This is a genomic window from Sphingobium sp. LMC3-1-1.1 (assembly GCF_040676285.1).
GTDB lineage: Bacteria > Pseudomonadota > Alphaproteobacteria > Sphingomonadales > Sphingomonadaceae > Sphingobium.
This window is the reverse complement of sequence record NZ_JBEGHQ010000006.1, coordinates 81,121-103,650: the sequence shown is the minus strand read 5'-3', so window position 1 is coordinate 103,650 and position 22,530 is coordinate 81,121. Positions and strand designations below refer to the sequence as shown.

Below are 22,530 nucleotides of genomic sequence, written 5' to 3'. Positions count from 1 at the left end.
GCTAATTCGTATCTCGGACGGCGCTCCCTGTGCGCGCAGCCTGACAATCGATAAGGAACTTTCATCATGATTATACGACAAGAACAAAAGCATGATTATGACGCGATCAAGCAGGTGACCGCTGACGCTTTTGCGTTGATGGAACACAGCAATCAGACGGAGCCAGCGATCATTGCCGCCTTGCGTGATGCAGAGGCGTTAACGATTTCGTTAGTTGCCACGGATGGAGATGAGATCATCGGGCACGTCGCATTTTCGCCGGTCACGATCGACGACGAAGATTGCAATTGGTTCGGGTTGGGGCCGGTATCGGTCCGGCCTGACCTGCAGGGCCGTGGCATTGGAGGCGCTCTGATCCGGCGAGGTCTCAACGAACTGCGCGCACAAGGTGCGGCAGGGTGCGTAGTCCTCGGAGATCCCGGCTATTATCGTCGCTTTGGGTTCGAGAATGAATCCGATCTGCGGTACCCGGGCCCGCCGCCAGAATATTTCATGCGACTGACTTTGGATGGCAGTGATCCAGCTGGCCATGTCGAATACCACGCGGCCTTTGGCGCTCAATAAAATGAGGGAGGCGGGCCACAACGTGTAACCCGCCTCCACTGACATAGATGTCCGCTTTGTCGCTTCTCGGCCCACAGGCGGGTTGCCTGTTATCCACCCTACTCAGGCATTCGCGGTCAAATTCGACCATCGTCCGTTAACGACTGTAGTTGGCAGAAGCTGCCGCTCATCTCTGCCAGCGGTAATGGCGGGAAAGTCCGGGTTCGCCCGCCCGCCGCCTACCGACGTCGACCCATTCCGGCCATCCAGTGGCTAAATTCTCATTCCCGGCAGCAGACCTTCCGCTTTTGCGATTTTCATGATTGGTGCGTGACCGCCGCAGCCCCGGTCCTGGCTCCTCGCAGCGACAAGGAGCCAGGCGAGCTTAGATTTCTGTGCCCTCTGCGAGAGTTAAAGCGTCCTCCACATCAACTCCGAGGTATCGGACCGTGCTTTCGATTTTCGTGTGCCCAAGTAAAATCTGGACCGCGCGGAGATTCCCGGTCGCCTTATAGATTATCGATGCCTTGGTCCGTCGTAGAGAGTGGGTCCCATAATCCTCGCTGGGCAAGCCAATTCCAGTGACCCATTCATCGACCAGACGCGCATATTGCCTTGTGCTGATGTGGGTTGCGTGATCAGTGCGGCTGGGGAATGCAAAGTCCTCCAAGGATCCACAGCGCAGTTCGAGCCATTTCAGCAGGCTTGCGCGAGCATCGTCCATCAGCTCAAACTGGACTGGCCTTCCGGTCTTTTGCTGAACGACTGTCGCACGCGTTCGAATTTTCCGATCGCAAACGATATCGCTGATCCTAATCTTCACCAGATCGCAGCCGCGCAATTTGCTATCGATGGCTAGATCGAAGAGGGCGCGATCCCGAGTGCGCCCATGTTGGTCGAGAAAGAAGCGGATCGCCCAAATCTGACGAGGCTTCAGCGCCCGCTTTGCGCCAACCTTGCGTCCGGCGTTCCACGATACCCGCTCCCGGGCGGCGGGATCAAATTCTGATAATCCCATGACACGTCTCCTAGGGCCATGATGGCCGCAGGGATAACGCTTCAAAATCGGTCAACCCTTCGTAGCCAATATGGGTTCAACGCTTTCCCTCGAAATCTGTTTTGCGAATCAGAAGAAAACTGATGTCGCTCCTGCGAAACCAGCCTCTCCGATCGCCTATGATGTGCGTTTTGAGATAAAATGCGGACCAGAATAGACGCGCACAGGATTGCCGCGCTCCAATTGTTTGTGAGAAGTCCATTCTGCCTGTCGCCCTTTGGCTTGTGAATGGGCCCGTTGATCCTCGATCAACATCGCCAGCTTCAGTTTCGCCAGTTTCCGGTTGGCGTGTTGGGATCGTTGTTCCTGGGCGGTGGCGACGAGGCCCGTGGGGCAATGCGTTGCACGCACAGCGCTGTCGGTCTTATTCACATGCTGGCCACCCGGGCCACTGGCCCGCATCGCTTGATAGTCGATATCCTCCTCTCGCAAATCGGCAATCGCATCGGCTTCTGGTGCGATGCTTACGCCGACGAACCAGTTGCGACGCTTGTGATGAGGTCGGAATCGGCTTTCGCCCTTCCACAAGATCGTGCCCACACGCCCGGATACAAAGGTCGCCGCGCCCTCACCAGATATTCGAAGCAGGAGCGAAGACGGCAGGCCATCATGGCTTTCGACCAGTTCGCAGGCAACACCAGCCTCCTTCGCTTCCCGCGCGAAAGCCATGGCCAGCTGGGCAACGACCCAGCGGCACTCCTCCGGCCCACTGCCGGAAGTCAGATGCAGAATAATTTCGCTCATACGCGCCTCGTCTTGTAACTGAGCAAGGGACGCAGAAGCGCGATCACCCGGATCAGGCCAGCATCGTGCAGATCGCCAATCACGCCGCCGATATCCTTGTAAGCCTGGGGGGCCTCCTCGAAGATAAGTCGCCGATCTTCGCAGATCACCCGACTGCCAAGCTCCGTCCGCTCCAGTTCAGCCGGCCGATAGCGACGGGACAGGCGGGCATGGGCATCCTTGCGGCTCCATTTGCGCCCCGCACCATGTGCAAGGGAATGGAGCGCAACATCGGCGCGATCAGCCAATGGCTCGACCAGATAGCTGAAATCCCCCCGCGAACCGGGGATCGCGACGAGGCCCCGATCAGCCGGTGCGGCACCCTTGCGATGCAGCCATCCACCATGATGGGGCGTGACGCTGTTGTGGCAGATATCGAGGACGCAACGCCCCTCGAATCCGAGCTTTTCCGCGAAACGCCCGGCGATGATCCGCCGGTTGAGCATGGCCCAGTTCAGGGCCTGATCATGCCGGGCGAGATAGGCGAGACCGTCCGGCTGATCGGCTTTCAATCCGGCACTGCCATGCTTGGCCGCATGCGTTGTCAGGATCGCATGGCCCAGCCCACGAGATCCGCTGTGAACCATCATCCACAGTCGGTCCCGGTCAAGTTCCAGTTCGTCAAACCGTTCGCTATCGGCGACTTCCTCGACCCTTTGCAACTCGACAAAGTGATTGCCGCCACCAATGGTGCCCAGCGATGGATCGGCCATGGCCGCAGGCAAATCGGCCGCAATGAGCGCGCCTTGGCTGTCGCCTTGCCAAGGCGTGTCGAGATCATGCAGCTTCCGTTCTGCCGCTCCCAGCTTGAATTTGCGCAGGGCCAGGTCGGTTTCCCATAAGGCCATGCCGCATCCAATGTCGCTACCGACCAGATGCGGGTAGATAAGGTTTTCCGACCAGAAGGCTGCGCCGACCGCAATGCCATTGCCGGCATGGAGGTCGGGCAGACCGACCACGCGACTGATGCCGTCCAACCGTGCCGTGGCGTGAAGTTGATCAATCGCGAGAGGATCGACGCGAGCAGGATCGTTCGCGATGAGGGTAATGCAGGACTGTTGCATCATGCACCTCCCTCCCTCGACCGATTGGCAGACGGCAGCCTGTCCCGGAGTTGGGCATAGTCCTTCAAAATCCCATCTTCGGGGTCCACGAAAAACTGGCGACGCCGGAACCAACGGCCTTCCCGTTCGAGCACCTCCCCCTCGAACATCCATTCGCCATGACGGCCAATGGAGATGCGGGTGAGGACATAATCCTCGAGATGCTGGCGAACATGCATCTTCACCGTGCTACCGGTATCGAGGCCCGCACAGATCTCGCTGAATACCGTGTCCCAATGCTCGCCGCGCCTGCTGCGCAGGAAACGAACGAGCGGGGCGAGGTTCTCGTTGAGCATCTTGGTATAGGGAGCCGCAATCTTGGCATGGCGCTTGAGGCCGATTTGCTTGATCCCCTGGCTGGCTTTTGCTTTCAGCTTTGCGGAACGGGCATGGCTCGCGCCCCAGCGCGGCCGTTCCACGATGACCTTGAACATGTCAGCGCGCATGAACGGCCTCCTTCACGTTGGAGAAGGCAGTTGTGTCGCTAACGTCGAAATTATTGAAGTTGACCTGACCCGCGCAATGCAGGCCAGCGATATGCGTCAGGTGAGCGAAGTCACCTGCAGGAAAATTGCCCATGCAATGTCATCCTGAATGTTCTGGATAAGAAGAATATCTGGCTGGCGTGCAAATGCTGCTCGCATGTCTTTCTCCTTTCCGCATTCAGGACCGGCCGGGATTGGCTGTCAGCCCTTTAATCGATTCACCGTGACTTGGCAACGCGACAATATGGGCGGCCAACCATACTCCGCGCGGTACGGAGCATGGCTGCATCTTCATCGGACGGTCAGCAGATGCATTCCCCCTGGCTGCTGGGTAAAACTAAGCCGCCGGTCTAGGAAACACCCTATCACATCGATTGCCGTCAGGCTGTGCTGGCTCGGCTTGACGGTCGTGAAGCTGCCTCCGCCGGCAAGTGCGAAGGGAAGCAGCAACTGATCCGCCATATAGGGACCGGCAAAGGCATTGGACTCCAGGAACCCCAACATCCGCCCAACAGCCTTCTTGGACACACGCTCGGCTGTTACGCCCAGTTGGCCGAAGCCACTGACGATCTCGGTTCCATGCTCGAACTGCGCTTCCAGCAACAGGATGTTGCCCGGCCCCTGATCCTCCGGCAGTTCGCGCACGCAGGCTTCTCGCTCCGACCAGCCCAGATCCCGGCGCACGACATAGATCTCGCGCTCCGCAATCTCGAACGGCAGGCCGGCAAACAGCGCCTGACCGCTGACGCCCATGAGCGATCCCCGCTCCAGGCAATCGATCGGCCGCAACGGCGCCGGGCTGATGTCGACCTCGATCCGCCCTCCCCCGCGCGGGTAGAAGCCGTGTCGTACAAGTCGAGCCTCAACTTTCGGCCCCATGCGATTGATGATCGGCAGGAAGCATTTCGCGATGAAGTCGAAAGGCGGCGCCAGCATGTTGTGCGTAGGCCAAATCCTCGTCGGGCAGGTGGATGGCCGCCACATGCTTGAAGACGAAGGGCATCTGCGCCGCCTTGCGCAGCTGCTCATGTGCCTTCTCGTCGACGGGCACGCCGCGCGTCCACAGCTTGATCGGCTTGCCGCCCTCGACATGCTGAACATCGAAATTACTCAACTGGGTCATTACGACCTCCTCATTCGCTCTCGGCGTCCGGCTTCCACCTCAGCCACATCTGGTCAGGGCGGCAGGATTTGAACCTGCGGCCTCCTGCTCCCAAGGCAGGCGCTCTGCGCAGACTGAGCTACGCCCTGTGAATTCTCCGGTCCTTGGGGCGGCCAGCCCATTCCGGCCGCCCCAGTTCCGCCTGCCGGCCGAGTAATCCGCCTCGGCCAACGCAAATCTAATTTGCAGGAGGTGTGCCAATCCGCAGATTGCGTCGCGCGAAAATCACATAACATTGAAATATAGCGATTTATTTTCTAACCCCGCGATGCAACTCGCTAGACAGTAACCAAATTTTATATCGTAAAGGATATGCTTTTATCCTATGGTATAAGAATGAAACCTCTGACCGTCATCGGCTTCCTTGGCTCTACGCTCGATGCGAGCAAATTCGGGCCGTCACGCTGGAACAAGTGGCGGCCGACAGTCGCACTCACGATGCATGAAGATCTGCGGGTCGATCGGCTGATACTGCTCCACGGCACCGCTCACCGGCGTCTTGCCGAATATGTCGCGGAGGATATCGCCTCGGTCTCACCGGAGACCCAGGTTGACATGCGCGTGCTCGACTTCCGCGATCCGTGGGACTTTGAGGAGGTTTATGGAAAGCTGCTCGATTTCGCGCGGGCCGAGCCGTTCGATCCGGATGAGCAGGATTATCTCCTCCACATCACCACCGGCACGCACGTCGCGCAAATATGCCTCTTCCTGCTGACCGAGGCGCGCTATTTGCCGGGGCGCCTACTCCAGACCCAGCCAGCCAAGCGCGCCGAGGATGGCGGAGCACCCGGCCGCTGGAGCATCATCGACCTCGACCTGTCGCGCTATGACAGCATCGCGACCCGCTTCGCCGTCGCGAGTGCGGAGAGCACGTCCTTCCTCAAGTCCGGCATCGACACGCGCAATCCTGCTTTTAACCGCATGATCGACGAGATTGAGCAGGTCGCGCTGCGATCTCGCGCGCCGGTGTTGCTGATGGGGCCGACCGGCGCAGGCAAGAGCCAACTCGCGCGTCGGATTTACGAACTCAAGAAGGCCAAGCATCAGATTGCCGGGCCGTTCGTGGAAGTGAACTGTGCGACGCTGAAGGGGGATAGCGCGATGTCGGCTCTGTTCGGCCATCGCAAGGGTGCCTTCACAGGGGCTGTCGCCGACCGTCCCGGCTTGCTCCGCTCGGCGGATAAGGGAATGCTGTTCTTGGACGAGATCGGCGAACTCGGCCTCGACGAGCAGGCGATGATCCTGCGCGCCATCGAAGACAAACGCTTCCTCCCTGTAGGCGCAGACAAGGAGGTCGCGTCGGATTTCCAGTTGATCGCCGGCACCAACCGCGATCTGGGCGAAGCGGTGGCATCGGGTGTGTTCCGCGACGATCTTTACGCGCGCCTGAACCTTTGGACCTTCCGCCTACCCGGCCTCGCTGACCGACGCGAGGATATCGAACCCAATCTAGACTATGAGCTCGATCGGTTCGCCGAGCGCGAAGGCGATCAGGCCAGTTTCAACAAGGAAGCGCGCCAGCGCTATCTGACTTTCGCGACCTCCGGAGAGGCAAGCTGGCCGGGCAATTTCCGTGATCTGGCCGCTAGTGTGACGCGCATGGCGACACTCAGCCCGAAGGGCCGGATCGATGTGGGCTGCGTCGACAAGGAAATCGAACGGCTGCGGCGGCTATGGTCAGGTCACGCTGACAAGGGCGCCGATATTCTGTCCGAGATACTTGCTGACGAGCAGATTGTCGAACTCGACCTGTTCGATCGCGTCCAACTCGCCGAGACGATCAGGATATGCCGCGTCAGCCGGTCGCTCTCGGAAGCTGGGCGAACCCTCTTCAACGCCTCACGCGCGCGCCGCAGCAGCTCGAATGATGCGGATCGCCTGCGAAAATATCTGGCACGGTTCGATTTGGAATGGTCGGTGGTGAACGGCTAAGATGAACGACCCTTATCGGCCGCTCAGCCGTCAAATCTTGCGCCCAGCTGCGGACCGTCAGGTCTCTCATTCGATGCGAGCGACTGGCCGATAAGCAAATGTTCAGTCCGGAGCGAGGTCGCAGGGATAAGACCACCGCTTCTGGCGAGTATATGAACCATTATGTCGAGGAACGGGAGACGGAGATGCTCCCCAAAAGCCGCGACCGCGACCTTGACCTAAAGGCGCCTGGAGTTGAGCTTGCGGGGCGGAAAGCTGAGCTGATGGAGGGGCTGGCAATAGCCGATGAGCGACAAAGTTGGCCTGAGTTTCACGCGCCTCCATGGAAATCCGAGAAATGATAGAGGCGCGGCCGGCGCAAAAGCGATCCCTCCCCGACACCCTGCTTTCAATGAGAGGAAATTTGGTTAGAGCTCAATGCCTCGACATTCCATTTCCTCTACCAGCGCCCTACTATGCGGCGTCAGATGTTCGTGATCATCGCATGAGCACCAGCGCCTGAGCAGTTCATCTTCTCGCATGCGTGAGTGTTGCTCGACGTCGCCTGAATCATCCATGTTCGACCTTCGCTCCTGTCGCATACCGGCTAAGCGGATTGACACTACGGCAACCCAGTCAACGCGGGTGGGGCAAGGGTGTTCCGGCGATGAGGCCGCCGCATCTTGTCTCGGCTACATTCGGAACTTGTTTGGCGCAGCTTCGGCAACCGCATGAAGCGCACATCACCTTTTCACAGCGAGAGCCGAAGCTGCTAAAGATCTTGAGGCAAAGGAATTTCCTGATCTGCGTCAAGGCGGCGGTCGATCTCCTCTCCTAGCTGGTCAAGTTGATCGAATGTCGCAGGTACAGCCAGCACTGTGCCATCGTCCAGAGTCAGGCGCAGGCAGTATCGATCGCCATGTAGTTCGACAGCAAAATGCGAGAGTGACGCGGTCATCATGTTCTCCGATTCAGTTTTTCGCCGTCGATCCGCGCGAGCCTGCGTCCCGTTACACACGTCTGCCCTACAAACAGCAGGATCAAGATGGAGCCCACGCCACCAACGAACAGATCAAAGCCTGACCAAGTTCCGAAGAAACCGGGCCCCGCTCCCAGCATCATCATCATGACGGTGAGGCCAATAAGCATGATCCTGAGTTCTGTCGGGCCGGCTGAGAGATAGGAGAGCTTGAATTCGCCCAGCACGCGAGCGGAGAGAAAAGCATGGATTGATAAGAGGAGATAACCAGCTAAGGCGATTAGGGCCACATCCATGCTGACGAAGGGACTGAGGCCGATCCCCGCCAAGATCAGCAGGGTCGCAAGACCATCGCAGCTGTGATCGATGAAATAGCCGTAGGAGGGACGCTCGATCCGGCGGTACCGGGCTAGGCTGCCGTCCATCGAATCCCCAAACCACTGCACGAGATAACCCAATATGGCGACCAGCAGCCACGCAGCATCGGCATTGCTCGCCACATATCCCGCAAAGGTCATTCCTGCGCCGATCATGCCAGTTGCCGTCAAGCGGTCAGGAGTCACCCATCCCGGCATGCGTTGGCACAACCAATTGAGAATTCGACGCTCGTTCGCGGCGAGCCAATTTTGTTGGATCCGGCACAATGCGGCCGGGGCTTCAAGTTTGACAGACATGGGTCCTTATGAGGGAATCTCCGATATCGAGCAATCTGTCTGACGAGGGGCAGCCGCAAAGTTGGTCTGCATGGTGCAATACCCGTTTCGCGCTTGGCTGGCGCAACGCACCAGCCTCCCTTCCGCCGTGCGGGCGGTTGGCTCAGGCTATTTAGCCCTTCACCGTTGGGCGCGGAAGGAAGGCTTCTATGACCCGAGTGATGCACGTTCATGAAACGCAGGCGTGATCATGAATTTACCGCATATATTCTTTCGGCTCACGGCCGCTTCGAAGCGAGCCACACAGTGTGGATGGTGTTTTCTCCGTCCACCACCGCTGCCACCTCAACTTCATCTACAGCAAAGCCGTTGTTTTGGAGGCGTGCGACAAATGCATCGTCACTATAAGCGGACCAGATCGCCAGAATGCCCCCGGTCTTGAGCGCTGCATGGGCCGTGCGCAGCCCCCAATTGCAATAGAGACGTTCGTTCGCAAGATGGATCAGCCCGTCAGGGCCATTATCGACGTCCAACATAATGGCGTCGAACCTGGCTGCGGCGCTTGCAATCACATCATGAACGTCGCTCAGTTCAAGAACGACACGGCGGTCGGTAAGATGATCCTGGAAAAGATGGGCTAATGGGCCTTTTGCCCAGTCCACGATCTCAGGGATGAGTTCTGCTACCATGATCTCGGCGGTGAGCGGCAGGGACCGCAAAGCAGCGCCAAGCGTGAAGCCCATGCCCAAACCACCGATGAGAACTCGCGCATCTCGTTCGGCGATGCGCTGACACGCCAGAGTAGCCAGCGCTTCTTCAGAATGACGAACCTGGTTTCCCATCAGTTCGTTATCGCCGAATCTGATGGAGTAGTCCTGACCGCGGCGTAAGAGGCGTAGTCGGCCTCCGTCAGGAAGCTCTGCCATGCCGATTAATTCGACCGGAATGGTCGCCGCTTCGTCAGGCGATGCCAACATTGGTCTTTTCCTTTAGTGCTACGACGCGCGTAAACAGCGCCCGGCCGAAATCCGACATCCGCAAGAAGATAGTCGCAGGGCGAATTTTAGTCGCCCGAATCAGGAAGGAGCTTCACTTGATGGCAAACTGTCCGGGTTCAGCCTTGAACACGAGGCGGGCATGGCTTCGGACTGCAGCAGCCGTCTTGAAGCTCTCCTCCTGTAGGTGGGATGTCACGAGAGGATAGCCCTGGGAGTTATACCGTGTTTCTCGGACCGTGAGCCGGAAATTTCCGTCCTCGTCCTTCGTGATGAGGAAGGGGGCAACTTTTTCTCGGCTCATGGTGGCTCCTTATTGGATTGCGAAAAATCGGCAGCGTGTCCGGCTGCCGTTATATACAGGTTCAGCCAAGCATGGCCGCAACGATCTGCTTTAACTCACTGGTGGACAGAACGCCCGCAGGCGCGGGTACGAACGGTCGCTCCGGTCTTTGGCTAAAGGGCAGACGGCGAGTGGCGCCATTGCTATTCGGAAAGATAACATTCATTTGATTAACCTCGCGGCATCCGCCGCGTCGTTTGTAATTGGAGTTCACGCGCTAAGGAGCGCGGCATTTTTGGGCCGCCCAAGACTAACGACAGACGACTGGCAGCCGACCCGCCGACACGACGCGACCCAGTGGAGTTCGGTTCCGACAAGGTCCGCGCAGGGCCGCTCCAGAATTCATTTTCTTGGATTGCGGCTTCCACAATAGTGCAGGACACGCGTCGTCAGGATGATGCGCGCTTCTTTCGCGCGAGATATCGCGCATCCCGTGCAGCCTTTTTCTCAGCTTCTGTGAGGACGGTCCTCTCCCGGAGGGCGCTCGCAGCGGCTGCCTCAAGCGCCTGCGCACGTTTCGCAGCTTTTTGCTCCTTGGCCAAGAGCAGAGCCTTCTGGCGCTTTTCGCGCGCAGCGGCCTCTTTGGCCTCCCGGAGTTCCGCCTTTGCGGCCGCAGCGGCTTGGTCAACCGGCGGCTTGTTTTGCAGTTGCTGGAGACCCTCCGTCCGGGCGCGCGCCGCTGAGGCAATACGCTCCTGGAAGGGTGGCTCTTTATATCTCTTCATGCAGGGAATTGTCCTGTGTTCAAGCATTCACCTGAAGCCGCCGGGCAGAGTTAACCGCCCGGCGCCATTTCAGGCCGGCTGGAGATTGACGGCCGAGGTCTTGCCGCGGCGGTCCTGTTCCAGATCATAAGTGACGCGCTGGTCCTTTTCGAGGGTGCGCATCCCTGCTTGTTCAACGGCAGAGATATGAACGAAGGCATCGCTGCTGCCATTTTCAGGAGCGATGAAGCCATAGCCCTTGTCGGCATTGAAAAATTTGACTGTTCCGGTGATCATGCTCGGTCTCCTTGTCGCATGTCCTGGGAACGCGCGACCATTCGCGCACTCCGGCTTAAAAGAGGCAATGTGGGGACAAGGGAGAGCCGAAGCGGCCCGATATCCGTCAAAACGCGACGTTCAGCAAGGTGCTGATAACACAACTCATGGGAAATGCAAAATCGAGCTGGGCGGATCAAATACACCATAGATCGAAATCTGCTGCAGCGCCAGTTCTTGAACAGTTTGCACCGCGCGAACGCGCGGGGGTCGGCAACACCTCCGCCATTTCTATTTACTTCGGACGCGCCGCTTCATCCCGCTTCGCCTGCGCAACCGCATCGTTCAAAGTCGCCTATCGCCAGTCACGATAATGAAAGCGATATACAGGCACCTTGGTGATGCCATAGCGAGCCATGAGTTCGGTTTCGTCAGCAGGTTCCACAGCCATTTTGCTCCCCGATCGTCACAAGCAAGGGGCGACTGACAAGATCACTGGCGGCCGCCAGCCGGGGGTTGTGCGAGCAGCTTTACTGCATTTTCCACCGTTGAGTATCCGGTCGGGTCGGCGATCGCCAGATCGAGCGGCCTCGCGCCCAACGACACGTTGTGGGTGTTCAGAAAGCGGATCGCCTGCTCTTGGCCTAGAAGCACAAATGCGAGGTGAGTGATTAATCCCTGCCGCCTCGCCTGCTCAGGAGAGATCTTCATCTCCCGATTAACGAATGCCCGCCTCCGCGGGCGTACGGGCGCGGTTGTCTCCTCTGTCATGCAGTAATGGCCCGCTCTGGCGCAGTGCCAATTCGGACAGTCCATGGCAGCCAGCCAGCCGAAGCAGGCGCGTTCTTCGATGAAAGTAAATCGAATATCTGACCGCCGATGACTCCGGCGGCACACAGATGCTCGCGCCGGGCCGGCTCGCAAAGCGCGTCCGCGGCGCGCATCAACGAAATCTGATGCTCGGAATAAAGGTGATTGATATCCATGCAAAAGCTCCCTGGTAAGCGGGAGCGCGATGGTCTCTCAGTCAAGAACGCCTACTATGCCTATGCCCTTGATGGTGTCCATATAGGACGCCTTCTCTATCAAACAAGGGGCACTGCCTAGGAGCCGTAGAAATATATCTGCTGAACTTTCTGTTTCTAAAAATCATCATCCACGGGAACATGCGCGCTCATCAATGTTGAAAAAAGATTTTCCTGCTGCCGCCGATCATCCTAAATCATTATAACAGGCAATACGCCATGATTTACTCAGTAGTACTTCATTACTTTGAATTGGTATTCAAGGTTATTCAGTTCCAAGTCCATCGACTATTAGCAGATGCACTATTGCTCAACTGACTGGACGAACCGGTTCGTTGCTCGGCGGCAAGGCACCCTTTGGCGGACGCGATGCCGGGTCGGGGGCCTTCATGCTCGAGTAAACCATGAAACCGAGAACCGCGACTCCGCACAACAGAATCGCTGCGAGAAGTAGCAAGCAGCTCGCTCGGCGGCTGGGATCGTTCACAATCGTTTCCTGCTCGGTAGATCATCTGGCACGCGGTCAAGCCTGTCTATCACCTCATCGAATGGCGTGTCTGTACCGATCGGGCAATGCCGCCTCACCCATTGCCGCAGAACTTCAAAGTGTCTGTTGGTCAAGTGGCCGACTGAGATGATCTTCTTGACCATACCGTTCTCCTTCACTTGCGAACCCTCCTGGTCGAGTGAAGTGCCCAAAATTCCGCCTGCGATACGACATTCCGCCTGGACGAGAGCGTAGATTGATCGGCCGCACTGCCACCGGAACTTAAATCCTACCGTTCTGTTGTAATTTCGCCGGACACATTGATGGCTCCCCGCTCATGTTCGGTATCTTGAGGCCCGCTCCTATTTCTCCGGAGCGGGCCCTTCAGTCATTCAGGTGAGAGATCCGATGGACACGCCAACCATAGAATTTTGCAGGGCCCAGGCAGCTACCCACTTGGCGCGAGCGAAAGCCAGCAACCTGCCGAACGTCCGTGCGGTCGCTCTAACCGCAGCCAAAACCTGGATGAGAGAAGCCGAAAGCGCAGAACGCATTCTTGAACGGCGCAAGCGGAATGCCTCTGCGAACGTCGGGTAAATAACACGCCTCGCGGGCCCGTTAGAGATCCGGGGTACTGTTCGACACGAAGCCTTTCAGCCGCCGAGATAACTCAGCTCTCCGATGAATAGGATCTAGGGGCGCTCGGCACGCCACGAGCGATGCCGACACCTGCATGCTTCTCTCCCGCTTTTTACGCCGACGGGGATTGGACCCCATGAAGCCGCGGAGCGTTGAGATCCCGTCACAGGAGAGAATGATGAAGAGAATATTTTTAGTTCTGGCAGTTGGAGCTCTCGCCGGGTCGGCTGTCACGGCCCTCGCACAAGATAGCAACCCCGCAATCAAGGACAGCAAGGTCACTCATGTAGGGCACGCTGCCGAGGGCGCAAATTCATTCACTGAGGATCAGGCGAGAGGCCGCCTGACGAAGGCTGGCTATACCAAGATCAGCGACCTTCGGAAGGACGATAAAGGCCATTGGGTCGGCACAGCCGTGAAGAAAGGGAAGAAGTCCAAGGTGGCGCTCGATTATAAGGGCAATGTCACTGTTCTGCCGCATAATAAGTGATTGGAGAGATCGTCATGACCAAGACCGTGACCCGACTGTTCGATGATTATGGTGACGCTCGCAGCGCCGTTCGGACGCTTGAAAGTGCCGGCTTCTCCCGCGATGACATCAGCATCATCGCGAACAAGGATGCCCATGGCAGCCATGACCGTGATGATGACAGCATCAATGAAGATGGTGATGTCACCAAGGGCGCCACGACTGGGGCCGTCCTAGGCGGCGTCGGCGGCCTACTGGCTGGATTGGGCTTGCTCGCCATTCCTGGGTTAGGTCCGATCGTCGCTGCTGGATGGCTCGCCTCCACGGCGGTCGGCGCCGCCGTCGGTGGTGTTGGCGGCGCGGCAACCGGAGGCATAGTCGGAGCATTGAAAAACGCCGGACACGATGACGACGAAGCTCATGTCTATTCCGAAGGTGTGCGTCGTGGCGGCACATTGGTCAGCGCTCGCGTACCCGATGAGCGGAGAGCTGAAGCCGAAGCCATTCTGCTGCAGCATCGCTCCGTTGATGCGGCAACGAGGGGCGCGGATTATCGAGCCGGCGGATGGAACACGTTCGACCCGGATGCTGAACCTTACACAAGTGATCAGATAAGCGCCGAACGGGCGCGATACTCCTCGCATCCGTCGACTACCGGCCTATGAATTATGGGAGCTCCGCCACTTACAGCGGGGCTCCTTCTGCTTGGGCCAGGATGGTCAGCGGGGTACGTCACCGCGCCGCGGGTGCTCATCGTCAGAGCAGTTGGGTCACACCTGGGCCCCGCCTCGCTTTGTCGGGGCGAGGCTTCCCCCCCCCCCCCGCTGCCCCGTGCAAAATGTACCGCAGTGGCCTTGTTGCCGCGCCTCTTGGCTTCCGCTCAACTATCCTTTTCTGTTTCCTGCGCGCGCACGCTTGATCGCTCGCGCCAGGCGCTCGCCAGTATAAGGCTTCTGAAGCAGATGAAACCCGTGTGTTCCTTCCGCGGCAAGGACATGGCTATAGCCGCTCGTGAGAACGACCGGCACGTCGGGATGGCGCGCGCGCATGACCAGTCGCCGCTCGGCGTCGCGCTCGGCGGTCCGATCCCGCACCATCTTTACGAAGCCTTCTCCGCCTTTGAGCTGCATGAGCAGGCCCGAGCCCCAGAAGCGGCTACCATCAGCTCGAACATGGAAGCGCTCGTTTAATGCCCGCCCCTGTACGGAAGCGCGCGCGAATTCGTCCTCCGCGGTGCCGGCCGCCTGATCTTCTGGTGTAAAAATGAGGCGACCATGTTGGCCGATCGCCTCTTCAAGGGACCAGCCGAGCAGTGCCTCAGCTCCGATATTCCAGCTGGTGATCAGTCCCGACTGATCAAAGGTGATGATCGCGAAGTCAGTTGAACTTTCGACGATCATTTGTGCGAGCTGGGCGTCGATCATCGGCATTTTTTCTTGTCCGCTCTGAGCCGACCGACAGCACGGATGTTCGTTGCGAAAGACCGGCGGTGGACCGGGTTCAAGAAGTTCGACCAGCCTGCCGTGCGGCACGCGCCTTCGAGCTGGTTTAAAGGTGGCGAGTAGCGGACGTGCTCGCCCGTCATGTTCCATCCGGCATCCATCCAGTCAATACAGCCAAACTGGCAGTTCGTTCCCGGCCGATGGTCGGCCACCAATTTTCGCGACCGGTCGCCAGCGAGGGTCCTCAGGCTTGCCCGTCACTCGCGCAGAACAGGATCGAAAGTGCCTTCACCTGCATCAAGGACTTCGGAGCGCAGGAAGGATATTGCTGCCGCCATTTTCCTGTGCACTGCCAGCTTGAGCCTGTCGGTATGCGGAGTCTCGAATAAAATGATGGGTAGCAATGCATCCAATAGAAACGCGGATTCCAAATGAACTAGGTGGAGACCGCCGGTTCGAACTCCTGGTTAATGCCGTCAAGGATTACGCCATATATCTGCTCGACCGCGAAGGTTACATAGCAAGCTGGAATGCGGGCGCTGAGCGGTTCAAGGGCTATAAGGCTGACGAGATCATTGGACAGCACTTCTCCAAATTCTATACCGAGGAAGATCGGGCAGACGGGTTGCCGCAGCGCGCATTAGCCACAGCGGCCGAATTCGGGACGTTCGAAGCTGAAGGTTGGCGCGTCCGCAAAGACGGTACGCGCTTCTGGACAAGCGTCGTCATCGATCCTGTGATCGACGATGAGGGCATCTTGATCGGCTTCGCCAAGGTGACGCGAGACCTCACAGAGCGCTGGCAGGCGCAGCAGGAAACAGAACGCGCCAAGGAGGCGCTGGCGCAGGCCCAGAAGATGGAGGCGATGGGCCGGCTCACTGGAGGCGTTGCGCACGATTTCAACAATCTCCTGACGGTCATTAGAGCGTCTGCGGACCTCTTGAAATTACCGAACCTGAGTGAAGAGAAGCGCCAGCGCTACATCGATGCGGTTGCAGATGCCGCCGATCGGGCGGCATCACTAACGTCCCAGTTGCTCGCCTTTGCCCGGCGACAGCCTTTGAAGCCAGAGGTTTTCGATGTTCGATCACGAATAGAGGGGATGCGCCAGATCATCGAGACAAGCGTGGGATCACCCGTGCTCGTCTCCCTTGAGGCACTCACCTCTGCCGCCGTGAACGCGGACGTCAATCAGTTCGAAACCGCCCTTCTTAATCTTGTCGTCAATGCGCGAGATGCCATGCCGGCGGGAGGGCAAATCACCATCACGACCCGCATTCTCGAAGGGGTACCTGCCGTTCGCCGACATGCGGCAGCGAAGGGCAGCTTCGTTGCCGTCGAGGTGGAAGATAGCGGCAGCGGCATCGGCGAAGACGTGTTGCAGCATATTTTTGAACCCTTCTTCACCACTAAGGGGCTGAATAAAGGCACCGGTCTTGGCCTTAGCCAGGTTCACGGCTTTGCGAAACAATCCGGCGGTGAGGTCGATGTCCGCAGCGAAATCGGGACAGGGACGAAGTTCACGCTCTACCTTCCCTTGGCGCAAGCCGAGCAGGTCGAATCTGCATCGCGTCAGGCTGCCTCTCGCGAGCAAATCACGACCCGTCGGATCCTGTTGGTGGAGGACAATGAAGTAGTAGGCCAGTTCGCACGGGGACTGCTCGAGGAATTGGGCCAAGTGGTGACGTGGGTAGAAAATGGCAAAGCCGCAATGGACGTTCTCGAGACGTCGGCGGCAAAGTTCGACCTGATCTTCAGTGACGTTATCATGCCAGGAATGAACGGCCTGGAGCTGGCTCGCGAGATTGCCGGGCGGTGGCCTCAGCTCGCGATAGTGCTGACCAGCGGCTACAGCCACGTTCTTGCCGAAGAGAGCAGCCACGGCTTCGAGCTGCTTCGCAAGCCCTATTCGATGGAAGCTCTTATGACGATCCTTGGCCGAGGTACTTAGGTGCCGGGCCGAGCAGTGTCAGCTTTCGGAAAGATGCGGAGCCGCAGGGGCGGCAAAAAATGGCGCTTGGCAGACGCAATTTGGAAGCTGGCTCCCCGCATGTGCAAGGAGCCAGCCGCATTCAGATTTCCGTGCCTTCCGCCAGGGTCAGGGCGTCCTCCACATCCACTCCGAGATATCTGACGGTGCTTTCAATCTTCGTATGCCCAAGCAGGATCTGGACCGCGCGCAGATTCCCGGTGGCTTTGTAGATGATCGACGCCTTCGTCCTCCTCAGCGAGTGCGTACCATAATCCTCGCTTGGCAGGCCGATGCCTGTGACCCACTCATCCACTAGGCGGGCATACTGGCGGGTGCTCATATGGGTCGCGTGATCGGTGCGGCTCGGGAAGGCATAATCCTCCAGGGAGCCTCCCCTCAGCTCCAGCCATCTTAGCAGGCTGGCGCGAGCGTCATCCATCAGCTCGAACTGAACGGGCCGCCCGGTTTTTTGCTGGACGACGATCGCTCGCGTCCGGATTTTCCGGTCACAAACAATATCGCTGATCTTGATCTTCACCAGGTCACAGCCGCGAAGTTTGCTGTCGATCGCGAGATCAAAGAGCGCCCGATCCCGGGTTCGACCATGCTGATCAAGAAAGAAGCGAATCGCCCCAGATCTGGCGGGGCTTGAGCGCGCGCTTTGCGCCGACCTTGCGTCCAGCGTTCCACGACACCCGCTCACGAGCGGCGGGATCAAATTCTGATAATCCCATGACACATCTCCAGTGGCCATGATGGCCAAGGGGATGAACGTTCAACCAAGCGGGATGCGGCATCGAGGGTTCACCGCAATGTGCATCAAAATTAGCGGAATTCGATAAACTCGTCCAACTTCCTTATAAATCACCTCTGACAGCGACCCTTCCCGGTTGTTCAGTGCCTAATTTTTCAGTCCCAGCTGCAGACCGTCAGGTTCTAGTCTGTGTGCCACAACGAGGAAAGGCGTTTGAATCACGGACATGTACATGGCGATCGCGTAGGCCGTGAGAAGCAGGAGCAGCTGCTTCGGCCAATAAATTGAGTGTCCCCCAAGATGGAACTCGCGCGGGGCGCGCGCCATTTCCCTATCATGGTGCAAAAGAGCAATCCGTTCAGCCTCGCCATGGACAGCTGGCAACTCGGGCTGGAGGCATGAACCGTGATTGGCCTGCGCATACCGAGGCTCCTGACTGGGAACCCGGCCGCTGCGTTGGAGGCTCAGCGCATGATCGTCGAGAAGATCGAAGCTGTCAGCATATTGCAGTGGAGAGCGATGACAGGCGATCTGGGAATGAACTCCGTTTCCGCGATGCGCAATTCCATCGCCCATTATAGAAAGGCCGTGGGTCGCAACCGGCGGCGCCTTTCCCGTAAAAAATGACCCAGTCCAGCCTCTTCGATGTACCCGTCATACCTGGGCTCGATTATGGGGAGGACACCGATCTCGACGTCTATGCCCCCGATCGCTGGCGCGATGACGCATTGTTCGCGCCCGAAGTCCGCGCCGCCTATCAGCGCCTGCTCAATCAGGGATGGAGTGACGCGATCCGGCAACTGCATGCGGACGAGGTCATCTACAGCTTCTGGAAATATTGGCGTGGCGCATTTGAACGCAATGCCGGGCTACGGATCGATCATGCGCTGCTAAACCCGGTAGCCGCTCGCAAGCTGGTCGCTGCCGAAGTCGATACCCGGCCCCGCGCCTGGGAAAAAACGAGCGATCATGCGCCGGTCGTGATCACGCTGGATATCGGGCAGGGGGAGACATGACTCGGCCAACTGCTACCTCGGACGAAGATCAGCCGATCCTCCTTCCAGTGCCGATGGAAGCGCGGCTGGTTGCTGAACTGCCCCTGCCGCCCGGCTGGCAATATGAACCCAAATGGGATGGTTTTCGCGCTGTGGTCGGCCGTGATGGAACGCGCGCCGACATACGCTCCAAGTCCGGAAAGTCGCTAGCCCGGTTCTTTCCGGAAATTGTTGAAGCTCTGCTGGCGACGGCTGAGCGCCGCTATATTCTCGACGGCGAGTTGATCCTCCCTTTGAATGGCGCGCTTTCCTTCGATGCGCTTCAGCAGCGGCTGCATCCAGCGGAAAGCAGGATTCAGCGTTTGTCACGAGAGACCCCGGCGCAGCTCATGCTCTTCGACTGCCTGGCGCTAGGCAACAGCGATCTTATGGATGCGCCTTTGCAAGACCGCCGCGCTGCCTTGGTGCGCTTTCACGCCAGGAATGGGACAAGGATGCTGCGGCTGTCGCCAGCGAGCGACCGGATAGAGAATGCGATGCGCTGGCTGGAACGGAGCGGCGGTGCGCTGGACGGGATCATTGCCAAACAGCTCGACCTGCCCTATCGCTCCGGCGACCGCACAATGATGAAGATGAAGAACTACCGGAGTGCTGACTGCGTCGTCGGCGGCTTTCGTCGAACTGGGGACGGGCAAGGCGCTGCTTCATTGCTGCTGGGGCTTTATGATGAGACAGGCGCGCTGAACCATGTCGGTTTCACCTCCAGCTTCAAGGTCAGCGAGCGTCCGCTTCTTTTGCAACGGCTCGAGCCGTTCGCAGGCGGGCCGGGCTTCACGGGCAAGGCGCCGGGTGAACCCAGCCGCTGGAACCGGGGCGAGGAAAGCGCATGGGAACCGCTGCGTCCGGAACTGGTGGTGGAAGTGATTTTTGATCAGGTGACCGCAGGCCGCTTCCGCCACGGCACACGCTTTATGCGCTGGCGTCCGGACAAGGCGGCTGATCAATGCACATGCGATCAGTTGCAGGCAGAGCTGCGGCCTGCCGAGGTCGACCAGCTGTTGAAAGGCTGACTCCCTCGCTGCTGCGCCATTCGGCCGAGAATCCACCCAACCCAGACGTTAGCGGCGAATTTATGATCCTAGAACCGAACGGTCACATATTTAAGATTGCACAACTCAACTAACCCGATCAGCCGCCCTGTCCGGCTAGAACAAGCAGCTCCCATCGTCACCCACAATAAAAGGGCCGCCAGTAATGGGCGGCCCTCGATACCATAATCAGCCTATCACCGCTGCTGACCGCCAGGACGATCATCGTCGCGGCGTTCCTGCTGACCCGCGCCGCCCTGCTGACGGCTTTGTTCGTCCTGCTGATTTTGCTGGCCAGGATTGCGTTCCTGTTGGCCACCTTGCTGCCCGCCACCCTGCTGGGTGCGGCCGGTATCCTGCTGGTTCTGCTGACCAGGATTCTGGCTCTGTCCGCCTTGCTGGTTGCCCATTTGATTGTCTTGATTCTGATTTGCCATTTGAGGATCCTCTCTCGCGCCGAAGTGGCACATCGTCAAAAACCCATGACATCATGTGGCCGTTCCCGATGCCAACTTCCCACCAACGTATCTGCTGGGCAGTTGAGCGCTGCAGTTTTGCCCGTCGAAGTCCAAACCCGGCAAAGCCCTTTATGCCGGGAAAAGCCGCGCTCGCGCCGCGCCGTGCATTGCCTCCATCCGCATTGGCGCCCCTCTGACCCACAGCCGATCCACGATGATGCATTTCCACCCGGACGGAAGGATGACTGGGCGCCGTCCCCAATCCGACGGATCGGCATCCGAAATCTCGACCCCTGGCAAACCAAACAGCATCGTCATCAGCATTCCGCCGATATTTGCCATGAAAGGACCGGCAGGCACCTTGGAGTCCGGATGATCCTCGCGATATTCCAGGCACTGGTGGAACCGCCCCTTGTCATAAGCGGCATACCCTTCCTCGAACAGCTTGAGCGCCATCGCCCGATCCCCCCGCATCGCTGCCCAAACCGGATAGAAAGCCGGCAGCATCGGCGATCCCACATAGCCCGGCCAGTGCGACAAAAAGAGGTCGAGCGTCGCCTCATGCTGCCGGACGGTCGCCGGATAGTTCATCGGGAACAGGCCAGCGAGCGGCGAGGGCGTCGCCCCCTTGGGCTCGCTGATGCGGAACTCGTCATGCGATGCGATGACGCCATCACTGCGGATCGGCAAATGGAGATTGTCCGCCATATCGCGCCAGATGGCGGGCACCTCCTCACCGATCGACAGACCGATCCGGATCGTCCGGCGCAGCAGGTCATAGGCCGTCATCAGCGTGAAGCTGTCATTGACGGGCGGCTCAGGCACCTCGGCCGGTCCGGTCGCCCGCAATAGTTCAAAGCCGCGCCCCGTCTGCGTCAATCGGGACGCCAGCCAATCCGCTACACCCGACAATATGGGCCAGCCCGTCTGGCGCAGATAACGCATATCCCGAACCGCCTCGGCCTGGAGCGCAAAGGCACGCGCGACATGCAGCGACACATGCGCCGCATGTGCCGCGCCAGATCCGGGGCCGGGCGTCGCTTCCTCGCCCGACCGCGGCGCCGCCTCCCACGGGAAACGCATTCCATCCTTGTTGTCGAGCATCGCATACATGTGCGCGGCATCGATATGCTGGGCGCGAAAGCCGAGCAGGCTGCGCGCCGCTTTGGGCTGGACGAGTAACAGGGGCGGAACGCAGAAGGCGTCGATGTCCCACATCACATGTCCAAAATAATAATTGTAATTGGGCCAGCTCGCGAGCCCGAACATCGAAGTCGCGGCGGGCGATGACCTGTGCGCGGAGCTGTTCAGATAGAAGAATCCCGCGTCGATCAGACGTTGATGATCCGAGTTCGCGCCATCGACCACTATCCGGCTTTGCCACAACTGCCGCCAGCTTTCCCGATTGAGGTCACGCAACTGATCGAAGCCCAGCTCTGTGCCCTTGGCAAGGCGCCGAACGGCCTCGTCCATCGGGCGATGATGGACGAGGGAAGGAACGAGAGCGGCGATCTGCTCCAGCCGTACGGCTCTGCCCCGCCTCAACTCGACCGAATGTTCGGCCGTCAGCGATCCCGAGCCGTGCTTCTCCCGAAAGCAGGGCTCATCCTTAGCTGCACGGCATTCGCTGTGAAAAGCGATGCCGCAGCAACTGAACGCGCCCTCTGGCACCCAAAGCATCGCGCCTTCGCCCGGAGCCGCTTGCTCGCCCACCTTCCGCTCGTCCGCTCGCCCGCGCGCGCCCGCCGTTGCGACCCCCGCACGCAGCCTGATCGTGCAGGGACTGTCCGCCGTCAATTCGATGCGTTGCAGTACCAGCGCAGGGTCACTGCGGCTGGCAAAGGTCAGAACCTCTACGTAGAGCGCAATTTCGCCCACATGAAAAGCAAATCCGCTGAAAAGTTCCCCGGCAGCGAAATCATATCGCTGCGTCGCATCGCTGATCAGCCAGGGCTGCTCGGTCAGCCAAGTCTCCCCGATGCCGATGTCGGCGGCAAGCGGATAGGGGATGGGGACGGCGGCCTCGACCGGCTCTTCGACATGCAGGCCCACTACACCGCTGACGATGGCGGAACCGGGCAAAATCGGAATCTCGCGCACGCGAAGACCCACAAGGCCGTTCGCCACATAGGCTGGGAGGTCATCGCCCCGAAAGCCTTTAACCGGATCTGGACTGAGCGGCTCCCATCCCACGGATCACCTCCGCT

Annotated in this window: 26 protein-coding genes, 1 tRNA gene and 1 pseudogene; 8 read left to right on the top strand and 20 right to left on the bottom strand. The window is 59.0% G+C overall.

The genetic code is table 11. The annotated features are described in order from the left end of the window. Positions 1-66: 66 nt before the first annotated feature. Positions 67-564: a GNAT family N-acetyltransferase gene (locus tag MRBLMC3_RS09450; protein ID WP_363827917.1), complete on the top strand. Its 498-nt coding sequence runs from the start codon at positions 67-69 to the stop codon at positions 562-564. Between the two features lie 364 nt (positions 565-928). Here MRBLMC3_RS09450 and MRBLMC3_RS09445 read toward each other — a convergent pair whose 3' ends face one another. The 8 genes from MRBLMC3_RS09445 to MRBLMC3_RS09410 all read right to left on the bottom strand — a co-directional run bounded on the left by MRBLMC3_RS09445 (position 929) and on the right by MRBLMC3_RS09410 (position 5,222). Next, entirely contained in the window at positions 929-1,561 is a 633-nt protein-coding gene (locus MRBLMC3_RS09445; RefSeq protein WP_363827914.1) for a tyrosine-type recombinase/integrase, read from the bottom strand. 156 nt (positions 1,562-1,717) lie between these two features. After that, entirely contained in the window at positions 1,718-2,344 is a 627-nt protein-coding gene (prfH, locus tag MRBLMC3_RS09440) for a peptide chain release factor H (protein ID WP_192668412.1), read from the bottom strand. Then, complete coding sequence (locus tag MRBLMC3_RS09435) at positions 2,341-3,450, bottom strand: RNA ligase RtcB family protein (RefSeq protein ID WP_363827911.1); 1,110 nt, start codon at positions 3,448-3,450, stop codon at positions 2,341-2,343. The genes prfH and MRBLMC3_RS09435 overlap by 4 nt, the downstream gene beginning before the upstream one ends. Continuing rightward, positions 3,447-3,932 (bottom strand): hypothetical protein, encoded by a 486-nt coding sequence (locus tag MRBLMC3_RS09430; RefSeq protein WP_363827908.1) that lies wholly within the window; start codon positions 3,930-3,932, stop codon positions 3,447-3,449. Before MRBLMC3_RS09430 ends, MRBLMC3_RS09435 begins: the two co-directional genes overlap by 4 nt. Then, entirely contained in the window at positions 3,922-4,065 is a 144-nt protein-coding gene (locus MRBLMC3_RS09425) for a hypothetical protein (RefSeq protein ID WP_192668410.1), read from the bottom strand. The genes MRBLMC3_RS09430 and MRBLMC3_RS09425 overlap by 11 nt, the downstream gene beginning before the upstream one ends. A gap of 197 nt (positions 4,066-4,262) precedes the next feature. Further along, on the bottom strand, positions 4,263-4,907 hold the full coding sequence (locus tag MRBLMC3_RS09420) for an RNA 3'-terminal phosphate cyclase (protein ID WP_363827905.1): 645 nt from the start codon (positions 4,905-4,907) through the stop codon (positions 4,263-4,265). After that, positions 4,834-5,094 carry a hypothetical protein gene (locus MRBLMC3_RS09415; RefSeq protein WP_363827902.1) on the bottom strand — a complete coding sequence of 87 codons (261 nt, stop codon included), beginning with the start codon at positions 5,092-5,094 and terminating at the stop codon, positions 4,834-4,836. The genes MRBLMC3_RS09420 and MRBLMC3_RS09415 overlap by 74 nt, the downstream gene beginning before the upstream one ends. A gap of 50 nt (positions 5,095-5,144) precedes the next feature. Continuing rightward, positions 5,145-5,222 (bottom strand) — tRNA-Pro (locus MRBLMC3_RS09410). A gap of 247 nt (positions 5,223-5,469) precedes the next feature. On the opposite strand from MRBLMC3_RS09410, the gene rtcR reads away from it, so the two are divergent. Next, positions 5,470-7,065, top strand: a complete 1,596-nt coding sequence (gene rtcR, locus MRBLMC3_RS09405) for an RNA repair transcriptional activator RtcR (RefSeq protein ID WP_363827899.1) — start codon at positions 5,470-5,472, stop codon at positions 7,063-7,065. 751 nt (positions 7,066-7,816) lie between these two features. Here the strand turns inward: rtcR and MRBLMC3_RS09400 are convergent. The 8 genes from MRBLMC3_RS09400 to MRBLMC3_RS09365 form a co-directional block, all read right to left on the bottom strand. Then, on the bottom strand, positions 7,817-8,005 hold the full coding sequence (locus MRBLMC3_RS09400; protein WP_133654957.1) for a hypothetical protein: 189 nt from the start codon (positions 8,003-8,005) through the stop codon (positions 7,817-7,819). Continuing rightward, entirely contained in the window at positions 8,002-8,697 is a 696-nt protein-coding gene (locus MRBLMC3_RS09395; RefSeq protein ID WP_133654958.1) for a CDP-alcohol phosphatidyltransferase family protein, read from the bottom strand. The genes MRBLMC3_RS09400 and MRBLMC3_RS09395 overlap by 4 nt, the downstream gene beginning before the upstream one ends. Before the next feature lie 257 nt (positions 8,698-8,954). Next, a complete protein-coding gene (locus MRBLMC3_RS09390; protein ID WP_363827894.1) occupies positions 8,955-9,653 on the bottom strand; it encodes a spermidine synthase in 699 nt (232 codons plus the stop codon). Positions 9,654-9,765: 112 nt separating this feature from the next. Further along, a complete protein-coding gene (locus MRBLMC3_RS09385; RefSeq protein WP_133654961.1) occupies positions 9,766-9,975 on the bottom strand; it encodes a hypothetical protein in 210 nt (69 codons plus the stop codon). 428 nt (positions 9,976-10,403) lie between these two features. Beyond that, the gene (locus MRBLMC3_RS09380; RefSeq protein WP_133654962.1) at positions 10,404-10,739 is read right to left on the bottom strand and encodes a DUF6481 family protein; all 336 of its coding nucleotides are present in this window, start codon (positions 10,737-10,739) and stop codon (positions 10,404-10,406) included. Between the two features lie 69 nt (positions 10,740-10,808). Then, a complete protein-coding gene (locus MRBLMC3_RS09375; protein ID WP_133654963.1) occupies positions 10,809-11,015 on the bottom strand; it encodes a cold-shock protein in 207 nt (68 codons plus the stop codon). 471 nt (positions 11,016-11,486) lie between these two features. Continuing rightward, positions 11,487-11,705, bottom strand: a complete 219-nt coding sequence (locus tag MRBLMC3_RS09370) for a hypothetical protein (RefSeq protein ID WP_133654964.1) — start codon at positions 11,703-11,705, stop codon at positions 11,487-11,489. 56 nt (positions 11,706-11,761) lie between these two features. Further along, positions 11,762-11,980 carry a hypothetical protein gene (locus tag MRBLMC3_RS09365; protein ID WP_133654965.1) on the bottom strand — a complete coding sequence of 73 codons (219 nt, stop codon included), beginning with the start codon at positions 11,978-11,980 and terminating at the stop codon, positions 11,762-11,764. Positions 11,981-13,320: 1,340 nt separating this feature from the next. On the opposite strand from MRBLMC3_RS09365, the gene MRBLMC3_RS09360 reads away from it, so the two are divergent. Beyond that, a complete protein-coding gene (locus MRBLMC3_RS09360) occupies positions 13,321-13,635 on the top strand; it encodes a hypothetical protein (RefSeq protein WP_363827889.1) in 315 nt (104 codons plus the stop codon). 14 nt (positions 13,636-13,649) lie between these two features. Continuing rightward, positions 13,650-14,279, top strand: a complete 630-nt coding sequence (locus MRBLMC3_RS09355; RefSeq protein WP_363827886.1) for a general stress protein — start codon at positions 13,650-13,652, stop codon at positions 14,277-14,279. Between the two features lie 219 nt (positions 14,280-14,498). On the opposite strand, the gene MRBLMC3_RS09350 is transcribed toward MRBLMC3_RS09355, so the two are convergent. Continuing rightward, complete coding sequence (locus tag MRBLMC3_RS09350) at positions 14,499-15,038, bottom strand: PAS domain-containing protein (RefSeq protein ID WP_363827883.1); 540 nt, start codon at positions 15,036-15,038, stop codon at positions 14,499-14,501. Positions 15,039-15,459: 421 nt separating this feature from the next. On the opposite strand from MRBLMC3_RS09350, the gene MRBLMC3_RS09345 reads away from it, so the two are divergent. After that, the gene (locus tag MRBLMC3_RS09345; RefSeq protein WP_363827881.1) at positions 15,460-17,007 is read left to right on the top strand and encodes a PAS domain-containing sensor histidine kinase; all 1,548 of its coding nucleotides are present in this window, start codon (positions 15,460-15,462) and stop codon (positions 17,005-17,007) included. 121 nt (positions 17,008-17,128) lie between these two features. Here the strand turns inward: MRBLMC3_RS09345 and MRBLMC3_RS09340 are convergent. Further along, a pseudogene (locus MRBLMC3_RS09340) lies at positions 17,129-17,762 on the bottom strand (tyrosine-type recombinase/integrase). 491 nt (positions 17,763-18,253) lie between these two features. Between MRBLMC3_RS09340 and MRBLMC3_RS09335 the strand changes: the two are divergent. Genes MRBLMC3_RS09335 through MRBLMC3_RS09325 form a run of 3 tightly spaced genes read left to right on the top strand, consistent with a single transcriptional unit; the run spans position 18,254 to position 19,847 of the window. Then, complete coding sequence (locus MRBLMC3_RS09335; protein ID WP_363827878.1) at positions 18,254-18,409, top strand: hypothetical protein; 156 nt, start codon at positions 18,254-18,256, stop codon at positions 18,407-18,409. After that, entirely contained in the window at positions 18,406-18,798 is a 393-nt protein-coding gene (locus MRBLMC3_RS09330; RefSeq protein WP_363827876.1) for a hypothetical protein, read from the top strand. Before MRBLMC3_RS09335 ends, MRBLMC3_RS09330 begins: the two co-directional genes overlap by 4 nt. Further along, positions 18,795-19,847 carry an ATP-dependent DNA ligase gene (locus MRBLMC3_RS09325; RefSeq protein WP_363827874.1) on the top strand — a complete coding sequence of 351 codons (1,053 nt, stop codon included), beginning with the start codon at positions 18,795-18,797 and terminating at the stop codon, positions 19,845-19,847. The genes MRBLMC3_RS09330 and MRBLMC3_RS09325 overlap by 4 nt, the downstream gene beginning before the upstream one ends. A gap of 215 nt (positions 19,848-20,062) precedes the next feature. Here MRBLMC3_RS09325 and MRBLMC3_RS09320 read toward each other — a convergent pair whose 3' ends face one another. Then, on the bottom strand, positions 20,063-20,302 hold the full coding sequence (locus MRBLMC3_RS09320) for a hypothetical protein (protein WP_363827871.1): 240 nt from the start codon (positions 20,300-20,302) through the stop codon (positions 20,063-20,065). 150 nt (positions 20,303-20,452) lie between these two features. Next, the gene (locus tag MRBLMC3_RS09315; protein WP_363827869.1) at positions 20,453-22,423 is read right to left on the bottom strand and encodes a hypothetical protein; all 1,971 of its coding nucleotides are present in this window, start codon (positions 22,421-22,423) and stop codon (positions 20,453-20,455) included. Between the last annotated feature and the right edge of the window lie 107 nt (positions 22,424-22,530).